This is a genomic window from Achromobacter sp. HZ34 (assembly GCF_002209485.1).
In the GTDB taxonomy this organism is placed as follows: domain Bacteria; phylum Pseudomonadota; class Gammaproteobacteria; order Burkholderiales; family Burkholderiaceae_B; genus Bordetella_C.
Genome location: NZ_NJIX01000003.1, coordinates 40,659 through 59,193 on the forward strand (window position 1 = coordinate 40,659; position 18,535 = coordinate 59,193).

9 protein-coding genes are annotated in these 18,535 nt (G+C 62.1%); 7 read left to right on the plus strand and 2 right to left on the minus strand.

The window, feature by feature from the left end:
- Nucleotides 1–43 precede the first annotated feature (43 nt).
- The gene (locus CEY05_RS12340; protein WP_088598644.1) at nt 44–943 is read right to left on the minus strand and encodes an amino acid ABC transporter substrate-binding protein; all 900 of its coding nucleotides are present in this window, start codon (nt 941–943) and stop codon (nt 44–46) included.
- A gap of 286 nt (nt 944–1,229) precedes the next feature.
- The gene (locus CEY05_RS12345) at nt 1,230–2,132 is read right to left on the minus strand and encodes a LysR substrate-binding domain-containing protein (protein WP_088598645.1); all 903 of its coding nucleotides are present in this window, start codon (nt 2,130–2,132) and stop codon (nt 1,230–1,232) included.
- 156 nt (nt 2,133–2,288) lie between these two features.
- On the opposite strand from CEY05_RS12345, the gene CEY05_RS12350 reads away from it, so the two are divergent.
- From CEY05_RS12350 to CEY05_RS12380, 7 genes are all read left to right on the plus strand, one after another.
- A complete protein-coding gene (locus tag CEY05_RS12350; RefSeq protein ID WP_088598646.1) occupies nt 2,289–3,974 on the plus strand; it encodes a thiamine pyrophosphate-binding protein in 1,686 nt (561 codons plus the stop codon).
- 230 nt (nt 3,975–4,204) lie between these two features.
- Nucleotides 4,205–5,398: an acyl-CoA dehydrogenase gene (locus CEY05_RS12355; RefSeq protein ID WP_088598647.1), complete on the plus strand. Its 1,194-nt coding sequence runs from the start codon at nt 4,205–4,207 to the stop codon at nt 5,396–5,398.
- Between the two features lie 266 nt (nt 5,399–5,664).
- Nucleotides 5,665–7,227, plus strand: a complete 1,563-nt coding sequence (locus CEY05_RS12360; protein ID WP_088598648.1) for a hypothetical protein — start codon at nt 5,665–5,667, stop codon at nt 7,225–7,227.
- A 64-nt stretch (nt 7,228–7,291) separates the two neighbouring features.
- Nucleotides 7,292–8,068, plus strand: a complete 777-nt coding sequence (locus CEY05_RS12365; protein ID WP_088598649.1) for a hypothetical protein — start codon at nt 7,292–7,294, stop codon at nt 8,066–8,068.
- Between the two features lie 222 nt (nt 8,069–8,290).
- Entirely contained in the window at nt 8,291–11,398 is a 3,108-nt protein-coding gene (locus CEY05_RS12370; protein WP_143220414.1) for an autotransporter outer membrane beta-barrel domain-containing protein, read from the plus strand.
- Between the two features lie 474 nt (nt 11,399–11,872).
- Nucleotides 11,873–14,890 carry an autotransporter outer membrane beta-barrel domain-containing protein gene (locus tag CEY05_RS12375; protein ID WP_158219330.1) on the plus strand — a complete coding sequence of 1,006 codons (3,018 nt, stop codon included), beginning with the start codon at nt 11,873–11,875 and terminating at the stop codon, nt 14,888–14,890.
- 164 nt (nt 14,891–15,054) lie between these two features.
- Entirely contained in the window at nt 15,055–18,396 is a 3,342-nt protein-coding gene (locus CEY05_RS12380; RefSeq protein ID WP_143220416.1) for an autotransporter outer membrane beta-barrel domain-containing protein, read from the plus strand.
- Nucleotides 18,397–18,535 lie beyond the last annotated feature (139 nt).

Below are 18,535 nucleotides of genomic sequence, written 5' to 3' on the forward strand. Positions count from 1 at the left end.
GGAATCGGCCTTCTTCCAGGGCCGCGCTACGCGCGGTAGGGGGTTACTTATATGCGGCGGGATCGCCCGAGTCCGTCGGCGCGGCCAGCACCTTCTTCAGCGGCTCGCTCATCGGCAGATTCAGGTTGACGTTCTTCGGCGGAATCGGGTTCATGAACCACTTGTCGTACATCTTGGCGACCGTGCCGTCCTTGATCATCGCGACCACCGCATCATCGACCACCTTCTTGAAGGCCGGATCGTTCTTCGGTTCGATCATGGCGTACGGTTCGACCGAGTAGGCCTCCTTGCCGATGACCCATTCGGCGGGATTGCGCGACGTGGCAACCAGGCCGGCCAGCAGCACGTCATCCATGAAGAACGCCGTGGCGCGGCCGCTTTCCACCGTCAGGAAGGCTTCAGCGTGATCCTTGGCCGGGATGATGTTCATGCCCAGCTTCTGTTCGGCATTGGCTTCGGTGGTCCACTTGATGTTGCTGGTGCCGGCCGTGGAGATGACGGTCTTGCCCTTCAGGTCGGCCAGCGAATTGATGTTGGACGCCTTCTTGGCCACGTAGCGGTTGGCCGTGACGAAGGTGGTGGGCGCGAAGCTGACTTGCTTCTGGCGCTCCAGGTTGTTCGTGGTGGAACCGCATTCCAGGTCGACCGTGCCGTTGGCGACCAGCGGGATACGCGTGGACGACGTCACCGGAACCAGGTTCACCTTCAGCGTCTTGCCGACGCTCTTTTCCACGGCCTTGACGATGCCGTAGCAAATATCCATGGAGTAGCCGATCGGCTTCTGCGCGTCATCCAGGTAGGAGAACGGCAGCGACGCATCGCGATAGCCGAGCGAAATGGTTCCCGAGGACTTGATCTGGTCGAGACGGCCGTCTGCATGGGCAGCAACCGAAGCCAGGGAGGTGACAGCAGCGAGAGCAGCGATGAGCAACGTTTTTTTCATGTAAGAAATCCCATGGTCTGGAAAAGCCCCTGGTCCGCGGATAGCGGCATGGGGGATGGAAAGGTATTGTTTCAGATCGAGCCATTAAAACAATCGGTAATAGCCCTCTCCTACTGCCACCTGCCTGAGCGCAAGCACGTTCTATTTTGGCGCAAAAAAGCTTCGGCTGTTTTAACGGACATTTACGTAATTTGAACGGCACATCGGGGATTAGTGCCCTCGTCCTCACCAGGGTAAACCCGATGCCCATCCGTCGATGATCGTTATCCATCTTCGAATACTTTGGTCAGGTATTCGGGTCACCACCTGCTACGGCCTGCAACCAAGCCTGGAAAATCTTCAGGGTTTCCAAACGGCTGCCCGATTCAGGATGGCTGAAGTAATACCCGTGCGGCACGCGCAATACGCCCGGGCAGGCGGGCGTTACGCGACCGGCATCCAGCGCGTCCTGCGCCAGGAAACGCGGGACCAGGCCCACGCCCAGGCCGGCCTCCGCCGCCGCCAGGACCATGGTGAACAACTCGTAGCGGGGGCCGCCCGCCGCATGTGGGCCGAAGGCATGGCGATTCTGGCCGTACCAGTCGCGCCAGGCATCCGGGCGCGATGACAGGTGCAGGTGCGGCATGGCGCCCAGTGGCCCCTCCCCCTCCCCGCGCGCGGCGGCCAGGGCAGGCGCGCAGACCGGCACCAGCTCCTTTTCCCGGAACAACAGCACGCCCCGCGTGCCGGGCCAGACGTGGTCGCTGTGATACAGCGCGCCATCGAAGGGCTGGTCCTTGAACTGGAAAGGCAAGGTGCGCACGGACAGGCTGACGGTAATGTCCGGATGACGCCGGGCGAAATCCGCCAGGCGCGGGATCAGCCAGGTGGTGGCCAGGGTCGGCACCACCGCGATGTGCAGACTGCGACCCATGCCGGTGCGGCTGACCAGCCCGAAGGTGTCTTTTTCGATCTGGTCCAGATGCTGGCGGATGCGGCCCGCGTATTCGGCGCCCGGTTCGGTCAGCACGATGCGCCGGCGCACCCGGGTGAACAGTTGTACGCCCAGCCGCTGTTCCAGGCTGGCCACCTGGCGGTAGACCGCGCTATGGGTCAGGGACAACTCCTCGGCCGCGCGCGAAAACGTACCCAGGCGGGCGGTGGCTTCGAAAGCCTGCAGGGCAGTCAGGTTGGGGATGCCGGAGCGCATGGAAAGAGAAGAAGATGGAAGGGGTGCTGCATCGCAGCATTACAAACTCGTGCGTGCACGGCACTAGATTGTGCAATTTTATCAATTGCAATGTGCAGCCAAGGAACATTATCCTCGCCACTATCCCTGACTCCGTTTAGACCTTTGCACGCAGCCATGTCGAATCCGCAACAACCCCGCCTGGGCGGGCATATCCTTGTCGATCAACTCGTCGCTCACGGCGTGAAGCACGTCTTCTGTGTGCCTGGCGAAAGCTACCTGGCCGTCCTGGATGGCCTGCATGACGCCAACATCGACGTCACGGTGTGCCGCCAGGAAGGCGGCGCCGCCATCATGGCCGACGCCCATGGCAAGCTCACCGGCCAGCCCGGCATCTGCATGGTCACGCGTGGCCCCGGCGCGTCCAACGCGTTGGCCGGCGTGCACATCGCCCTGCAGGATTCCACGCCGATGATCCTGTTCGTCGGCCAGATCGAACGCGGCATGCGCGAACGTGAAGCCTTCCAGGAAATGGACTACCGCGCCGTGTTCGGCACGCAGGCCAAGTGGGTCACGGAAATCGACCAGGTCGAACGTATTCCCGAACTGGTGTCGCGCGCCTTCCATGTGGCGACCTCCGGCCGTCCCGGCCCGGTGGTCATCGCCCTGCCCGAAGACATGCTGGTGGAAACCGCCACCGTGGCGGACGCGCCCCATTACGAAGTCGTTGAAAGCGCCCCCACGCCGGCCCAGTTGTCCGAGCTGGAAATCCTGCTGGCATCGGCCGAACGGCCCATCGCCATCCTGGGCGGCACCCGTTGGGACGCCAAGGCCGTGACCGAGTTCGCTGCCTTCGCCGAACGCTTCCAGCTGCCGGTGGGCGTGTCCTTCCGCCGCCAGATGCTGTTCCCCGCCGATCACCCCTGCTTTGCCGGCGACGTTGGCATCGGCTTGAACCCCGCCCTGCTCAAGCGCGTGGCGGAAGCCGACCTGGTGCTGCTGGTGGGCGGCCGCATGTCGGAGATGCCCAGCCAGTCCTACACCCTGTTCGACATCCCCGTGCCCAAGCAGAAACTGGTGCACGTGCATCCGGACAGCGGCGAACTGAACCGCGTGTACCGCGCCAACGTGGCGATCAACACGTCGCCCATCTCCTTCGCGCGTTCGCTGAAGGACCTGAAGGCGCCGTCGCGCACGCCGTGGGCGGTCGACACGGAAGCCATGCACGCATCCTATTTGAAGTGGAGCGATCCGTCGCTCATCAAGACCGCGGGCGCGCTGCAGATGGGCCAGGTCATGCAATACCTGGAAGAACACCTGCCGGCCGACGCCATCATGACCAACGGCGCCGGTAACTACGCCACCTGGCTGCATCGCTTCCACCGCTTCCAGCAATACGGCACGCAGTTGGCGCCGACCTCGGGTTCGATGGGCTATGGCCTGCCGGGCGCGGTGGGTGCCAAGCGCGTGTATCCCAGCCGCACGGTGGTCTGCTTCGCCGGTGACGGCTGCTTCCTGATGCATGGCCAGGAATTCGCCACCGCCGTGCAATACGCCCTGCCCATCATCGTGCTGGTGATCGACAACGGCATGTACGGCACCATCCGCATGCACCAGGAAAAGCACTATCCTGGCCGCATCTCCGCCACGGAACTGAACAACCCGGACTTCGCCGCGTACGCGCGCGCGTTCGGCGGCCACGGCGAACGCGTGGAAACCACCGAGGAATTCGGTCCCGCCTTCGAGCGCGCGGTGGCCAGCGGCCGCCCGGCCATCCTGCACTGCCTGATCGACCCCGAGGTGATCTCGCCGGCCACCACGCTGGAAAAGATCCGCGACGCGGCGCTGCAGGCCAAGAAATAAAAGGCGGCAAGGCGGGCGTCCACCAGGATCGCCTGGCCCCAGGATGGGAGCCGACTGGAGACTGGACCAGTCGCACCATGCAGGCCAGGCGCCCCTGACGACGCCAACCCAGCCGCCGGCTCGTTCGCACGGCCCCGGGCTTACGTCGACGCCCATCGCGGCATCATGCCCAGAGGCCGCAACGACACCAAAGAACATTCAAAACACGACTTTCTTACCGAGGTGACACCATGTCTTCGATGCCGTCTTTCAACTGGGAAGATCCCCTGTTGCTCGATTCCCAACTGACCGAGGAAGAGCGCATGGTGCGCGACGCCGCCGCCGCTTACTCGCAGGACAAGCTGGCTTCGCGCGTGCTGAACGCCTTCCGCAATGAACAGACCGACGTCGCCATCTTCCGCGAGATGGGCGAACTGGGCCTGCTGGGCCCGACCATCCCCACCGAATACGGCGGCTCGGGCCTGAACTACGTTTGCTACGGCCTGATCGCGCGTGAAGTGGAGCGTGTCGATTCCGGCTACCGCTCGATGATGAGCGTGCAGTCGTCGCTGGTGATGGTGCCGATCAACGAATTCGGCAGCGAAGAACAGAAGCAGAAGTACCTGCCCAAGCTGGCTACCGGCGAGTGGATCGGTTGCTTCGGCCTGACCGAACCCAACCACGGTTCCGACCCCGGCAACATGGACACGCGCGCGGTGAAGACCGCCAATGGCTACAAGCTGACCGGCAACAAGATGTGGATCACCAACTCGCCCATCGCCGATGTATTCGTGGTGTGGGCCAAGGCGGTTGGCGGCGAGCACGACGGCAAGATTCGCGGCTTCATTCTTGAGAAAGGCATGAAGGGTCTGTCGGCCCCCGCGATTCACGGCAAGGTGGGCCTGCGCGCGTCGATCACCGGCGAAATCGTCATGGACGAAGTGGAAGTGGGCGAAGAACAGATGCTGCCCAAGGTGAGCGGCCTGAAGGGTCCGTTCACGTGCTTGAACTCGGCTCGCTACGGCATCGCCTGGGGCGCCCTGGGTGCCGCTGAATTCTGCTGGCACACCGCCCGCCAATACACCCTGGACCGCAAGCAATTCGGTCGCCCCCTGGCCGCCAACCAGCTGATCCAGAAGAAGTTGGCCGACATGCAGACCGAGATTACCCTGGGCCTGCAAGGTTGCCTGCGCCTGGGCCGCATGAAGGATGAAGGCACGGCGGCGGTGGAGATTACGTCCATCATGAAGCGCAATTCCTGCGGCAAGTCGCTGGACATCGCGCGCATGGCGCGGGATATGTTGGGCGGCAACGGTATTTCCGACGAGTTCGGTATCGCGCGTCACCTGGTGAACCTGGAAGTGGTGAATACCTATGAAGGTACGCACGACGTCCATGCCCTGATCCTGGGCCGCGCGCAGACCGGGATCCAGGCTTTCTCCTGATTATTCCGTCTTGATTTTGCGGAGGCATGCACAAACGTGCCTCTGTTTTAAAAAGCCCCCAGGCATTAATTGCCTGGGGGCTTTTTGTAACGCCGCGCATTACCTGCGGATTACATCCGAACGCCTACTCCTGCCTGGGAAACGCACGATCTCCTTACACGATGTTGCCTACAGAAAAAGATGGTCTTAAGCCAGACTATCCCTGCCCCGTAGCACATCCGGCGAGCGCCGTATTCGCGGCGCCGCCACTCCAAGGAGAAACCGCAATGCCTTTTACCATCGAACAACAATCATCAGGTTCGACCAATGTTTATAGCGACACCGTCAACGGCAGCAGCGTCCTCGTCAAACTCGTCGGCCCCGTCTCAAGCATCAGCTCGCTGGCCGGCCTCGAGGTAAGTCTTACCTCGGACGCGCAAGGCACCGTGCCGATCCCCTTCAACCGCGCGACGATTTCTCCGGCTCTTTGCTCCACCAAGGGCAACGGCGACGTCGTCGAGCCGCTTGAGGTAGTCATTCTCGATGGCACCTTGCCGACCAACAGCATTTATCTGGTCATTACCGATCCATCGAGCGGGGATTTCAACGCACTGATTTTGCCCACCACGGTTTTTTCCGGCTCCGCATTGGAGGTAAAGCCTGAGCTGATCACGGAGCCAGTGCCGCGGATTGCCGCCACGGCTACGCTGACGCCCGTGACCGGCGGCGCCATACCTGCAGGCATTCCCATGACGTGGGCGATAGACTCGACGAAATATCTCCGCGATCTGACTCCCCCGGTAAACCAACCCGCGGCGACGGTCGCTGCCCAGACGGTTTACGAACTGGATACCAAACCGATCGGCGCGTATACCCTGGCCTCGAACGGCGATGACGTCATTACATTCAGCTTGATGCTGGGCGACCCGATCTATGGCATGAAGGTGGGCGGCAATTCGCCCATATCCACGATCGAGCTGGGCCTGCTGGCGCCGTACTTCGGCCTCGACCAGAACCTGATTACCAATCAAACCCAGCAGGCCTGCAAGAAGGATGGGTACCCGGTGATCATTCCCGTCACCCATTCCATGCAGAAGGACGACTACATATATCTCTACGCGTACGACTCGGTCAATGACCCGAACGTCAACTCGCCCTATATGCTGAACCAGCATCAAATCAAAACCAAAGAGATCGGGCAGCTGTTGCAAATAATGGTGCCGGTGGAAACCCCGCCGTTGATAATCAACGGGGCATACGACATTTTTTATGTCTACAAGAAAACCACCGATGGCAACCAGGCGACGTCGCCGACCTTCCTTCTGAATGTTGCGCTGACGGGCCAGGACCCCTATCTGAGCAACCCCGATAAAAGCCTGACCCCGCCTTACGCGCAGCCGCAGCCCTACAACCGAAAGAATTTCGACAACAATGAGGACCTGCTCATCAAGGTTACCTTCGATGGCAAAACGAAGCCGAAGAAGGGGGATCAGGTACAGCCTTTGTTGCACCTGATCGGATGCACTAGCGGCAATCTGAACCGGGTATATGACCGGGGCGTTCCGACCCCTTACACCATCCAGGACAGGGATATTCCGCCGAACGGTGTGGTGGAACTGGTCTGGCCCGACGCGGCGAGTGGACGCCGCACCATCACCCACGATCAGCTTGCGAGCATCGACGGCTCCAACGGCGTCATGGTCTATACCTATACCACCACGCTGGGCCAGGTCTCGATGTCTCCCGGCCAACCGATGTCCGTGGACACGGTCAATCCCTACTCCAATCCCACGCCGCCAGACCTTGCTGAAGTACGCACGCAGTTGATGCAATACAAAGGCAAGAAGTAAGCATCAACGCTTCCCGGACACGGTGCAAACCGTGTCCGGTTCTTCGTCACACAAGAGTTGAGCCATGACGCCAGACGACACCCTCCCTCCCACTGCTCCAGCAATTGCCATACAAAACTTCAATGGCTTGATCGACGATGCGTTTATCCAGAGCTGCGGCGGGAAGATTCCTTTTTATTACCCCCTCTATTCTGACTACCAAGACGGTGACACGTTCGAACTATGGGGGAATGGCACGATGTTGCACTTCGAAAAAGTGCCCAAATCCGTCATTCATACGAATCCCTATGGGACGTTCACGGTGGATTCCTCGTTCTTCGATTACACCGGGCTCAGCAACCTTTGGTTCAGGCTGACCGATCCGTCCCGAAACCCATCGCTTACGGACTACCAACGCTATAAAGTCCAGCGAAAAAAATACCCCGCGCCCGATGATCCGTCGGCATCCACGATCAACGCGCCCGCGCTCGCCCCGGCAAAATACAGCCAGCAGCAATTCCTGAACGCTGCCCCCCTGCAGGTAACTGTCGCATACGCCAATATGGATCCCACGGATATCGTCACCGTCCGATTCGAACTGCGGGCGACGACCGCCGATCGGGATCCCCTGTTTTTTTATCCCTTGATGGATATGCCCGTTCAAATCTCCGCCACCGATGCATCCAGGGGCTATGCCGTGTGCACCGTACCAGCCGGTACCTTTGCCAGCGTAGACGAGAATATCGGAAGAGTTTATTTCACGGTCCGAAATCAGCTGATCAACCCGGGCTCTCTTTATCTGAACGATGAATCCCACCGCGCGGTATTCCAGCTCGATGTGGTGCCTCCGCACTCCGCGTAATCAGCAGGCATCAGCGGCCACGCCAGTTATACATAGTCACGAGAGATTACCCCACCCCGGCTGCCCAGTTGTTCCAGACTACCGCCACAGACGTGGCCTATGGAACTCCTGAAAATGCTTATCAAGCGCCTCCGCCTTAAAACCAGCGCCTGCCTGCTGGGGACTTCTTCGATAATGCTTTGCGGGGCGTCAGTCGCGGCGACGGATCCCTGCACGCCGAAATTGAACACCACGGCTGCGCTGGACGGCGCGACCGGCACTCCGAATTTCGTGAGCGGGGGATCGAAGGGGGTCAACACAGCCAACCAGTGCGCCGTCTGGACCGTACAAAATAGCGGCACGCTCGATGTAGCGGCCAACGGGAGCATCGGCAATGCGTATTTGGATGCCGGAAGCCTGGTGGTGAGCGGTGCCGTGACGGGCTTCGCCGAGGCCGGCGGCGTCTATGTCCCGGACGACACGCGGGTAGCGGCGCGGCAAGGCGGCCAGGGCGCCATTACCGTCAATGCCGGCGGGCAGCTGGGCACAGCGCTCATAGGCCCGGACTCATCGCTAGCCGCGACCGGCGCCAATAGCAGCAATCGCGCCCGGATCGGCGCGATACAGACCGAAGGCACGGTCACGCTGGACAACGCGCTGATCGATCCCACACTGGCCACATACCTCGTACAAGCCAGCCTGGTGCAGGAGGGCGGCACGGTCACGGTCAATAATTCAGAGATCAGGGGCAACGATGGGGCGCTCGGTGGGCTGCTGATGTTGGCGCCGCGCGCCCAAGCGAATACGGCCGTGCAAATGTCCGTTACCAACACCCAGTTATCCCACATCGATGATGTCCCGGCCATCACGGTCAGTGAGCTGGGATCAGGCTATGTCGACTATGCCATGACCCTTGTCAACACGACTGCCACCTCATTGGGCTACGCCATCTTCCTTCGGCAACGTGCCCCCAGCGCAGGCTATGCCGGCCATGGCGCCATCACGCTGGACATCAACGGCGGAGCCTACTCCGGCTCCAATGCCATCAACGTCGAGGGCATGGGCTCCCAGCCAGTGCTCATTACGATCAGCAATGGAGCCCAACTGCTGGCGCCCACCCTGGGCAGCTTCGATACCGGCACTGCCCTGCTGTTGGCCGGCGCGTCCACCGTGAACGCGACGGACAGCGTCATCCAGGGTGCCGATCATGGGTTGAAGCTCACATCGGGTCCGCGCGCCCAGGGCGGCGCCACCGTGACGCTGGTGAATACGCAAGTGACAGGCGCCAACGGCTCCGCCATCGCCATCACCCGCGCGAATACAGATGCCGTCACGCTCAACGCCGTCACCATCGGCGCCGGCACCACGCTCAGCGGCGGAGACGGCAATATCCTTACCATCGACAACGGCGCCATGGCCGATTTCACCGTCGATGGAAACGCCGGCGGCGGCAACGGTGCCGTCAACCTTTCCGGCAACATCGTTGCCGATGGCGCGGGCACGAATCTCAACACCTACTTGAGCAACGGTGCCAGGATCAGCGGCGGCCTGGCCTTGAGAAACCAGTCCAACGGAGCGCTTTCCCTCGCCGGCAGCGGAACAATGTTGTCCAACGGCAACGGTGCCGCGGTCAGCATCGACAACAGCAACGTAACTATCCACCTTGCCAACGGCGCCACGTTGGCGGGCGCCAACAATGTCCTGGTCGATGTCGCCAGCGCCGGCCAGGCCGATGTGACGATGGACAACACCGTACAGACCGGCGACATGACCCGGTCCGCCGACAGCACGCTCAACGTTACGCTGCAAAACGCGGCGCGATACACAGGCAATGTCACGGCCGACACCATGACCGTGAACAGCGGTGCGACGTGGCTCCTGGCCAATCCGTACGCCTCGGCCGTCGACACCCTGGCCATGAACAGCGGCATCGTCGATTTCAACGCCGGCAAGGGCCCCTACAAGATGCTCACCGTGAACTCGCTGACCGGTGGCGGCGGCACGTTCAACATGGGTGTGGATTTCAACCCGGGCGCCGGCAACGATCTGCTGGCGGTCAAAGGCCTGGCCAACGGCGCCAACCTGCTGGCCATCGGCAATGGCGACCAAGGCATTCATGATCCGCGCGACAACATTACTGTCGTACAGACGGGGGGCGGAACCGGTCACTTCGGGTTGACGGCCACGGGCAAGGTCGACGCGGGGATCTACGTCTATTCCTTGAAGCCGGTCGGCAACGACTGGCTGCTGGTGCGCGAGGGCACGACGGCACCTTCCAATCCCGCGGACCCCACAAACCCTACCGATCCGACGAATCCCACGAACCCAACGAATCCGACCAATCCCACGAATCCCACGAATCCCACCAATCCCACCAACCCCGCCGATCCCGGCAATCCCACCAACGGCGGCCCAACCCATACCCCCGAGCCCCAGGACCTCTCACCAGCAGCGAAAACGGCGCTCAATCTTTCCAGCGCCCTGCCCTATGTCTTCTACGGCGAGATGGGCACGCTGCGGCAACGCCAGGGCGACCTGCGCCTGAACAAGGCGGACAGCGGCCTATGGGCGCGCAGCTACTACAACCGTACGCAGATCGCCCAATCCGCTGCCCCCGGCTACGACCTGGACCAGTATGGCGGCGCCATCGGTGCCGACAAACGCATGGTGCTGGAATCCGGTGACCTCTACGTCGGCGGCTTCGGCAGCTATAGCTACAACACACTGGGCATCCAGGGCGGCTCGACCGGGCGGGTGAATAGCTACGGTTTGGGCGCATATGCCACCTGGGTGCGCACCGACGGCTGGTACGTCGACAGTGTGCTCAAGACCAACAACTTCGAAAACGAAGCCCGCGTGATCGGCAGCAATGGCCAGCCTGCCCGTGGTAAATACAGTACGCCTGGCATCGGCGCGTCGGTGGAGCTGGGCAAGCACATCGACATCGGCAACAAAGGTTTCATCGAACCCTACGCGCAACTGGCCGGCTTCCATGCGCGCAGTGCCAGCAAGGACCTCGACAGCGGCTTCCAGATTCGCAGCGGGCCGACCAAATCCATCCAGGCCCAGGTCGGCATGCTGGCCGGCGCCAATATCGAAGTCGGCAAGGGATATGTGGTGCAGCCCTACATCAAGGGCGCCTTCATCCGCGAGTTCATCAACAACAACAGCGTGACCTTGAACGGCACGCGCATTATCGACGATCTCTCCGGCAACCGGATGCTGGTGGGCGCCGGCGTGGCCACGCAGGTCAAGCAGAACCTGCAGGTACACCTCGATGTGGACTACACGACGGGCGGGCCGGTGAACAATTCGGTAAACCTGAACCTGGGCGTGCGTTACGCCTTCTGATCGCTTGCAGGGCGCGGCTTCCCGTCCCGCCGCGCGGCGACCACGGCGCATTTTCCAGGATCAGATATATCCGATATGAGCGCGGACAAATGCCGATGACAATCCGGTTTTTATCTCACGCCCACGTCCTGGCCCACCAAGAGCATTGAGCACGGTCAAGTCTATCCACGGCTGATCGCGGCGGCGCATGGGGCTGTGCCATCCCCCATGTCTACCAAACTCTTACGCCGGAAAGCAGGCGCCTGCCTGCTGGGCACATCTTCCTTGGTGCTCTGCGCAATGTCTCATGCAGCGACGGATCCGTGCACGCCGAATCTGAACACCACGGCTTCGCTGAGCGGCGCGAATGGCACTGCGAATTTTGCGAGCGGAGGGACGAGTACCGTCAATACGCCCAACCGATGCGCCGTCTGGACCGTGCAAAATAGCGGCACGCTCAATGTGGCGGCCAACGGTAGCATCGGCAACGCGTTCATGAACTCCGGAAGCCTGGTGGTCGGCGGTACGGTAACCGGCTTCGCCGAGGCCGGCGGCTTCTACAAGCCCGCTGATGCGGCCTCGTCGGTCCGGCAAGGCGGGCCAGGCGCCATCACCGTCAATGCCGGCGGGCAGCTGGGCACGGCGCTCATAGGCCCGGACTCATCGCTGACGGCGAGGGGAGCAAACAACAACCGCGCTCGAATCGGCGCGATACAGACCGAAGGCACGGTCACGCTGGACAACGCACTGATCGATCCCGCGCTGGCCACATACCTCGTACAAGCCAGCCTGGCGCAGGAGGGCGGCACGGTCACCATCAATAATTCGGAGATCAGGGGCGACAATGGCGCGCTCGGTGGGCTGCTGATGCTGGCACCGCGCGCACTGGCGAACACGACCATGGCGATGGCCGTTACCAACAGCCAGGTAACCAACGTCGGCAATGTCGCCGCCATCACGATCAGTGAGCTGGGATCGGGTTTTGCCGACTTCGACATGACTCTTACCAATACGACTGCCACCTCGTCGGGCAACGCCATATTCATTCGGCAACGTGCTCCCGTCGCGGGGAGTGCCGGCCGGGGTGCCATAACCCTGACCATCAACGGTGGCACTTACTCCGGCTCCAATGCCATCAACGTCGAGGGCATGAGCACCCAACCGCTGCTCATCACGATCAGTAATGGGGCCCGCATGCTCGCGCCTACCCTGGGCCAGTTCGATGCCGGTACGGCCTTGCGGCTGGCGGGCGCGTCCACCGTGAACGCGACGGACAGCTTCATCCAGGGTGCCGACCATGGTTTGAAGCTCGTGTCGGGTCCGCGCGCCCAGGGCGGCGCCACCGTGACACTGGTGAATACACAAGTGGCGGGCGCCAATGGCTCCGCCATCGCCATCACCCGCGCAAATACAGATGCCCTCAGGCGCAACGCCATCACCATCGGTGCCGGCACCACGCTCAGCGGCGGAGACGGCAATATCCTTACCATCGACAACGGTGCCCTGGCCGACTTCACCGTCGACGGCAGCGCGGGCGGGCGCAACGGCGCGGTGAATCTTTCCGGTGGCATCCAGGCGACGGGCACTGGCACTGGCCTGAACGTAGCGCTGAATGCCAATGCCGCCCTCGCCGGCAACGTCAACGCCGGGGCGGGCAGCACTGTCACGCTGACCGCCGACACCGCCTCATCCCGGCTGAACGGCGCCGTCACCGCGGATGCGGCAACGGTAGGCGTGAACTTGAGCAATGGCGGCAAAATCACCGGCGGGGTTTCCTTGGGCAATCAATCGACCGGGCAGATCGCGCTTGACGGAAACGGCTCCGCGCTGACCAATGGCGATGGTGCCGCGGTCAGTGTCGATGGCAGCACTGCCACCATCGCGTTGAACAACGGCGCGACGCTGGCCGGCAAGGACAAGCTGCTGGTCGATGTCAGGAATGCCGGCCAGGCAGAGGTCACGCTGGACAACACGGTACAAACCGGCGACATGAAGCGCGCCGCCGACGGTGCCTTGAACGTGACGCTGCAGAACGATACGCGGTACACCGGCAACGTCAACGCCGACACCATGACGGTGAGCAGCGGCTCCACCTGGTTGCTGGACAACCCGCAGGCCACGGCTATCGGTGGCCTGACGCTCAATAGCGGTATCGTCGATTTCAATGCCGGCAACGGGCCCTTCAAGACGTTCAGCACTCCTACGCTGGACGGCACGGGCGGACGCTTCAACATGGGTGTCGATTTCAACCCCGGCGCGGGCAATGATCTGCTGCAGATCGCTGGCAAGGTCCAGAGCGACCATCGCCTGCACATCGATGCCAAGGACCAGAGCGTATCGGATCCACGCAATCACATCACCATGGTGGAGACGGGGGGCGGCAACGGACAGTTCGCGCTCATGGAAGGTGAACAGGTCGACGCCGGCATCTATGTCTACGGCGTGGCGCGCGCGGGCGACAACTGGGAGCTGGTACAAACCGGGACCAAGCCGGGGCCCGATCCCGACCCGGATCCTGATCCCAAGCCCGATCCTGATCCAACGCCGCAGCCGGATCCCGCCCCGGATCCCGCCCCAAGGCCCGTTCCCGACGCCATGCACTTGTCGCCCGCCGCCAAGACGGCACTCAACGTGGCCAGCGCACTGCCCTTCGAGTTCTACGGGGAAATGGATACGCTGCGCAAGCGCCAGGGCGACCTGCGCCTGAACAAGACCGACAACGGCGCATGGGTGCGCAGCTTCAGCAACTTCAACGAGATCGGCCAGGCCGCGGCACCAGGCTACAGCCTGAACCAATACGGCGGCGCCTTCGGGGCGGACAAGCGCTTTGAACTGTCTGCCGGCGATCTCTACGTCGGCGGCTTCGGTTCGTACAGCTACAACACGGTGGGCGTGGACGGCGGCTCCTCAGGGCGCACGAACAGCTACGGCCTGGGTGGCTATGCGACGTGGCTGCGCAGCGACGGCTGGTATATGGACAGCATCCTCAAGGCCGACAGCTTTGAAAGCGATCTGCGCGTGGTCGGCAGCAACGGCACCCCTGCTCGTGGCCACTACAACACGCCCGGCTATGGCGGCTCGGTGGAAGTGGGCAAGCATATCAACATCGGCAGGAAGAGCTTCGTCGAACCCTACGGCGAAGTGCAGGGCTTCGTGGCACGCAGCGCCAACGAGAAGCTGGACAGCGGCTTCAGGATCCACAACGGCGCGACCAGATCCACGCAAGGCGAGATCGGCATAGTGGGCGGCAGCAACTTCGAACTGGGCAAAGGCTATGAGGTGCAGCCATACCTGAAGACCGCCGTGGTACGTGAGTTCGTCAACGACAACAACGTGACACTCAACGGTACACGCATCAACGACGACATATCCGGCAACCATGTGCTGGTCGGCGCCGGCGTGGTCGTACAGCTGAAGCAGAACCTGCAAGCCCACATCGACGTCGACTACACCGCCGGCGGTCCCATCAAGCACACCACCGACGTGAATATCGGCGTGCGCTACGTGTTCTGAACGGTAGATCCGCGTTGTCAGATTTTTCCGATATTCCCAAGGGTAAATACCTATGAGAATTCGGCCTCCATCTTCCAATCACCGCCTCACCCGCCGACAGATCGAGCACGACCGGGTCATTTGATGACGCGTCGCAGCGGCGCATGGGGCTGAATCCATCCCCCATGCCTACCAAATCTTTTCGTCTGAAAGCCAGCGCCTGCCTGCTCGGCACCTCTTCCTTGCTGCTCTGCAGCGCTTCGTACGCGGCCGCCGATCCCTGCCTTGGCGCGCCCTTGGACAAACAGGCGCAGATGAACGGCTCGACCACCACGTTCGCGAACGGCACACCCAAGACCGTGAAAAGCGCCAGCGTCTGCGAAGTATGGTCTGTCAGCAACGGCGGCTCGCTGAACATCCAGTCTGGCGGCAGTATCGGTAATGCCTATCTGGACACAGGAACCTTGAGCGTGGAGGACGGCGGAGCCGTCACGGGCTTCGCCGAAGCGGGGGGCTACTATCGTCCATCGGACAGCGGCAACGCCGGGCCCAGCGCGCAAGGAGGACCAGGCACGGTCAACGTCCATGGCGGCGGCCAGCTTGGAACAGCGCTCATCGGACAGCAGTCAACGCTGAACGCGATTGGAACCGATGACAATAACCGTGCTCGCGTCGGCAGCATCGAGACCGAGGGAACGGTCACATTGAGCCATGCCTTGGTGGACCCCAATCTCGCCACCTACACCGCCGCCGCCGCCCTGGCTATCGACGGCGGGCAAGTCACCATCGACGACTCGGAGATCAGGGGCGGCAACGGCGCCGGCAACGCGATCCGCATCATGGGACAACGAACCGAAGCGAACCCTGTCGCTACGGTGAGCATCACCAACAGCCAGATCACGCAGGTACCGGATGCGGACGCCATCGCGCTGATCGACCATGGCGCTTACCTCGATTACAACCTGACCCTGACGAATACGGACGCCACGTCCACACCGGCCAACGCGCTTTATATCGGACAAACCGCCCCGCCCGTCGCGAATGACGGCCATGGCGCAATGAATGTCGCTATCAGCGGCGGCACCTACACCGGTGGCAATGCGGGAATCTCGGCTTACGTGCTCGGCGACAAACCGGTGGACATCGCGCTTACTAATGGCGTGCGTGTGCTTGCGCCAAACACCGGCGCGGGCGATATCGGCAGCGCCATGCTGCTTACAGGCACCGCAACCGTGACGGCTACCGACAGCACGCTTGAAGGTGCAAGCCATGGCTTGAAGATCACCTCGGCCCGCAACGCCCTGGGTGGCCCGACCGTAGCGTTGGTGAATACACAGGTCACCGGCACCAACGGATCCGCCATCTATATCACCCGCGGCGCCCAGGACGCCGTCACGCATTCCAACATCACCATCGGCGCGGGCACCGCATTGACCGGCGGAGACGGCAATCTGCTGGTGATCGATAACGGCGCACAGGCAAGTCTTGTCGTGGATGGCAACGCATTGGGGGCCAGCGGCGCAGCGGATCTGTTCGGCAACATCGCGGCCAGCGGTACCGGCACCGATCTGGATGTCCGACTGAAGACGAATACCACCATCGATGGCAACGTCGTCGCAACGGCCGGCAGCGGCGTCACGGTGACTGGCGACACCATGTCCTCCCGCTTGAACGGAGCCATTACGGCAGCCGCGTCCACTGCGAACGTAGGCCTGAGCAATGGCGCCCGAATCGCCGGCGGGGTTTCCCTGAGCGACGGATCTACCGGGCAGATCGCGCTTGACGGAAGCCGTTCGGCGCTGACCAATGGCGATGGTGCCGCGATCAGCGTCAACGACAGCACCGCCACGATCGCGTTGAACAATGGCGCGACGCTGGCCGGCAAGGACAAGCTGCTGGTCGATGTCAGGAATGCCGGCCAGGCCGACATCACGCTGGACAATACGGTACAAGCCGGCGACATGATGCGCGCCGCCGACAGTACCTTGAACGTAACGCTGCGGAACGATACGCAGTACACCGGCAACGTCAAGGCCAACACCATGACGGTGAGCAGCGGCTCAACGTGGTTGCTGGACAACCCGCAGGCCACGGCCATCGGTGGCCTGACGCTCAATAGCGGCATCGTGGACTTCAATGCCGGCAACGGTCCCTTCAAGACGTTCGGCACGCCCGCGCTGGACGGCACAGGTGGGCGGTTCAACATGGGCGTCGACTTCAACGCCGGTGCTGGCAACGATCTTCTACAAGTCGCCGGCAAGGTGGAGAACGATAACCGTCTGCACATCGACGCAAGGGACCAAGGTGTGTCGGATCCACGCAATCACATCACGATGGTGGAAACGGGAGGAGGCAACGGGCAGTTCGCGCTGATGGAAGGTGAACAGGTCGACGCAGGCATTTACGTCTACAGCCTGGAGCGCGCCGGCAATGACTGGGAATTGGTGCAAACCGGGACGATCCCCAGCAACGGGCCGACCGATCCCACGGATCCGACCAACCCGGATAACCCGGACAATCCGACGAATCCCAACAACCCGAACAACCCAGACAATCCTGTCAACCCGGGCGACCCTGACAAGAACCCGGCCAAGCCCATACCCGACGCCAGGCACTTGTCGCCCGCGGCCAAGACAGCACTCAATGTCGCCAGCGCCATGCCTTTCGAGTTCTATGGGGAAATGGATACCCTGCGCAAGCGCCAGGGCGACCTGCGCCTGAACAAGACCGACAACGGCGCATGGGTGCGCAGCTTCAGCAACTTCAATGAGATCGGCCAGGCTGCGGCGCCGGGCTACAGCCTGAACCAATACGGCGGCGCCTTCGGGGCGGACAAGCGCTTTGAGCTGTCTTCCGGCGATCTCTACGTCGGCGGCTTCGGTTCGTACAGCTACAACACGGTGGGCGTGGACGGCGGCTCCTCAGGCCGAACGAACAGCTACGGCCTGGGTGGCTATGCGACGTGGCTGCGCAGCGACGGTTGGTATATGGACAGCATCCTCAAGGCCGACAGCTTTGAAAGCGATCTGCGCGTGGTCGGCAGCAACGGCACCCCTGCCCATGGCCACTACAACACGCCCGGCTATGGCGGCTCGGTGGAAGTGGGCAAGCATATCAACATCGGCAGCAAGAGCTTCGTCGAACCCTACGGCGAAGTGCAGGGCTTCGTGGCACGCAGCGCCAACGAGAAGCTGGACAGCGGTTTCAGGATCCACAACGGCGCGACCAGATCCACGCAAGGCGAGATCGGCATAGTGGGCGGCAGCAACTTCGATCTGGGCAAAGGCTATGAGGTGCAGCCATACCTGAAGACCGCAGTGGTGCGTGAGTTCGTCAACGACAACAACGTGACACTCAACGGTACACGCATCAACGACGACATGTCCGGCAACCATGTGCTGGTCGGCGCCGGCGTGGCCGTGCAGCTGAAGCAGAACCTGCAAGCCCACGTCGATATCGACTACACCGCCGGTGGTCCCATCAAACACACCACCGACGTGAACATCGGCGTGCGCTACGTGTTCTGAACGCTACCCGGAAATTTTCGCGCTACAGCCTCGGATTTTTCCCATTCTAAAGGCTGTTTAGCAAATCTAAAGTATCGCCCCATAACAGCTGCGGCCTCGACACCAACGCCTCCGTTGGTCACACCGCGTCCTCAATCCG

Coding starts and splice junctions, on each gene's coding strand:
- CEY05_RS12375 (WP_158219330.1), top strand. CDS start 11,873: ATGAACTCCGGAAGCCTGGTGGTCGGCGGTACGGTAACCGGCTTCGCC.
- CEY05_RS12345 (WP_088598645.1), bottom strand. CDS start 2,132: ATGCGCTCCGGCATCCCCAACCTGACTGCCCTGCAGGCTTTCGAAGCC.
- CEY05_RS12360 (WP_088598648.1), top strand. CDS start 5,665: ATGCCTTTTACCATCGAACAACAATCATCAGGTTCGACCAATGTTTAT.
- CEY05_RS12380 (WP_143220416.1), top strand. CDS start 15,055: ATGCCTACCAAATCTTTTCGTCTGAAAGCCAGCGCCTGCCTGCTCGGC.
- CEY05_RS12355 (WP_088598647.1), top strand. CDS start 4,205: ATGTCTTCGATGCCGTCTTTCAACTGGGAAGATCCCCTGTTGCTCGAT.
- CEY05_RS12350 (WP_088598646.1), top strand. CDS start 2,289: ATGTCGAATCCGCAACAACCCCGCCTGGGCGGGCATATCCTTGTCGAT.
- CEY05_RS12340 (WP_088598644.1), bottom strand. CDS start 943: ATGAAAAAAACGTTGCTCATCGCTGCTCTCGCTGCTGTCACCTCCCTG.
- CEY05_RS12365 (WP_088598649.1), top strand. CDS start 7,292: ATGACGCCAGACGACACCCTCCCTCCCACTGCTCCAGCAATTGCCATA.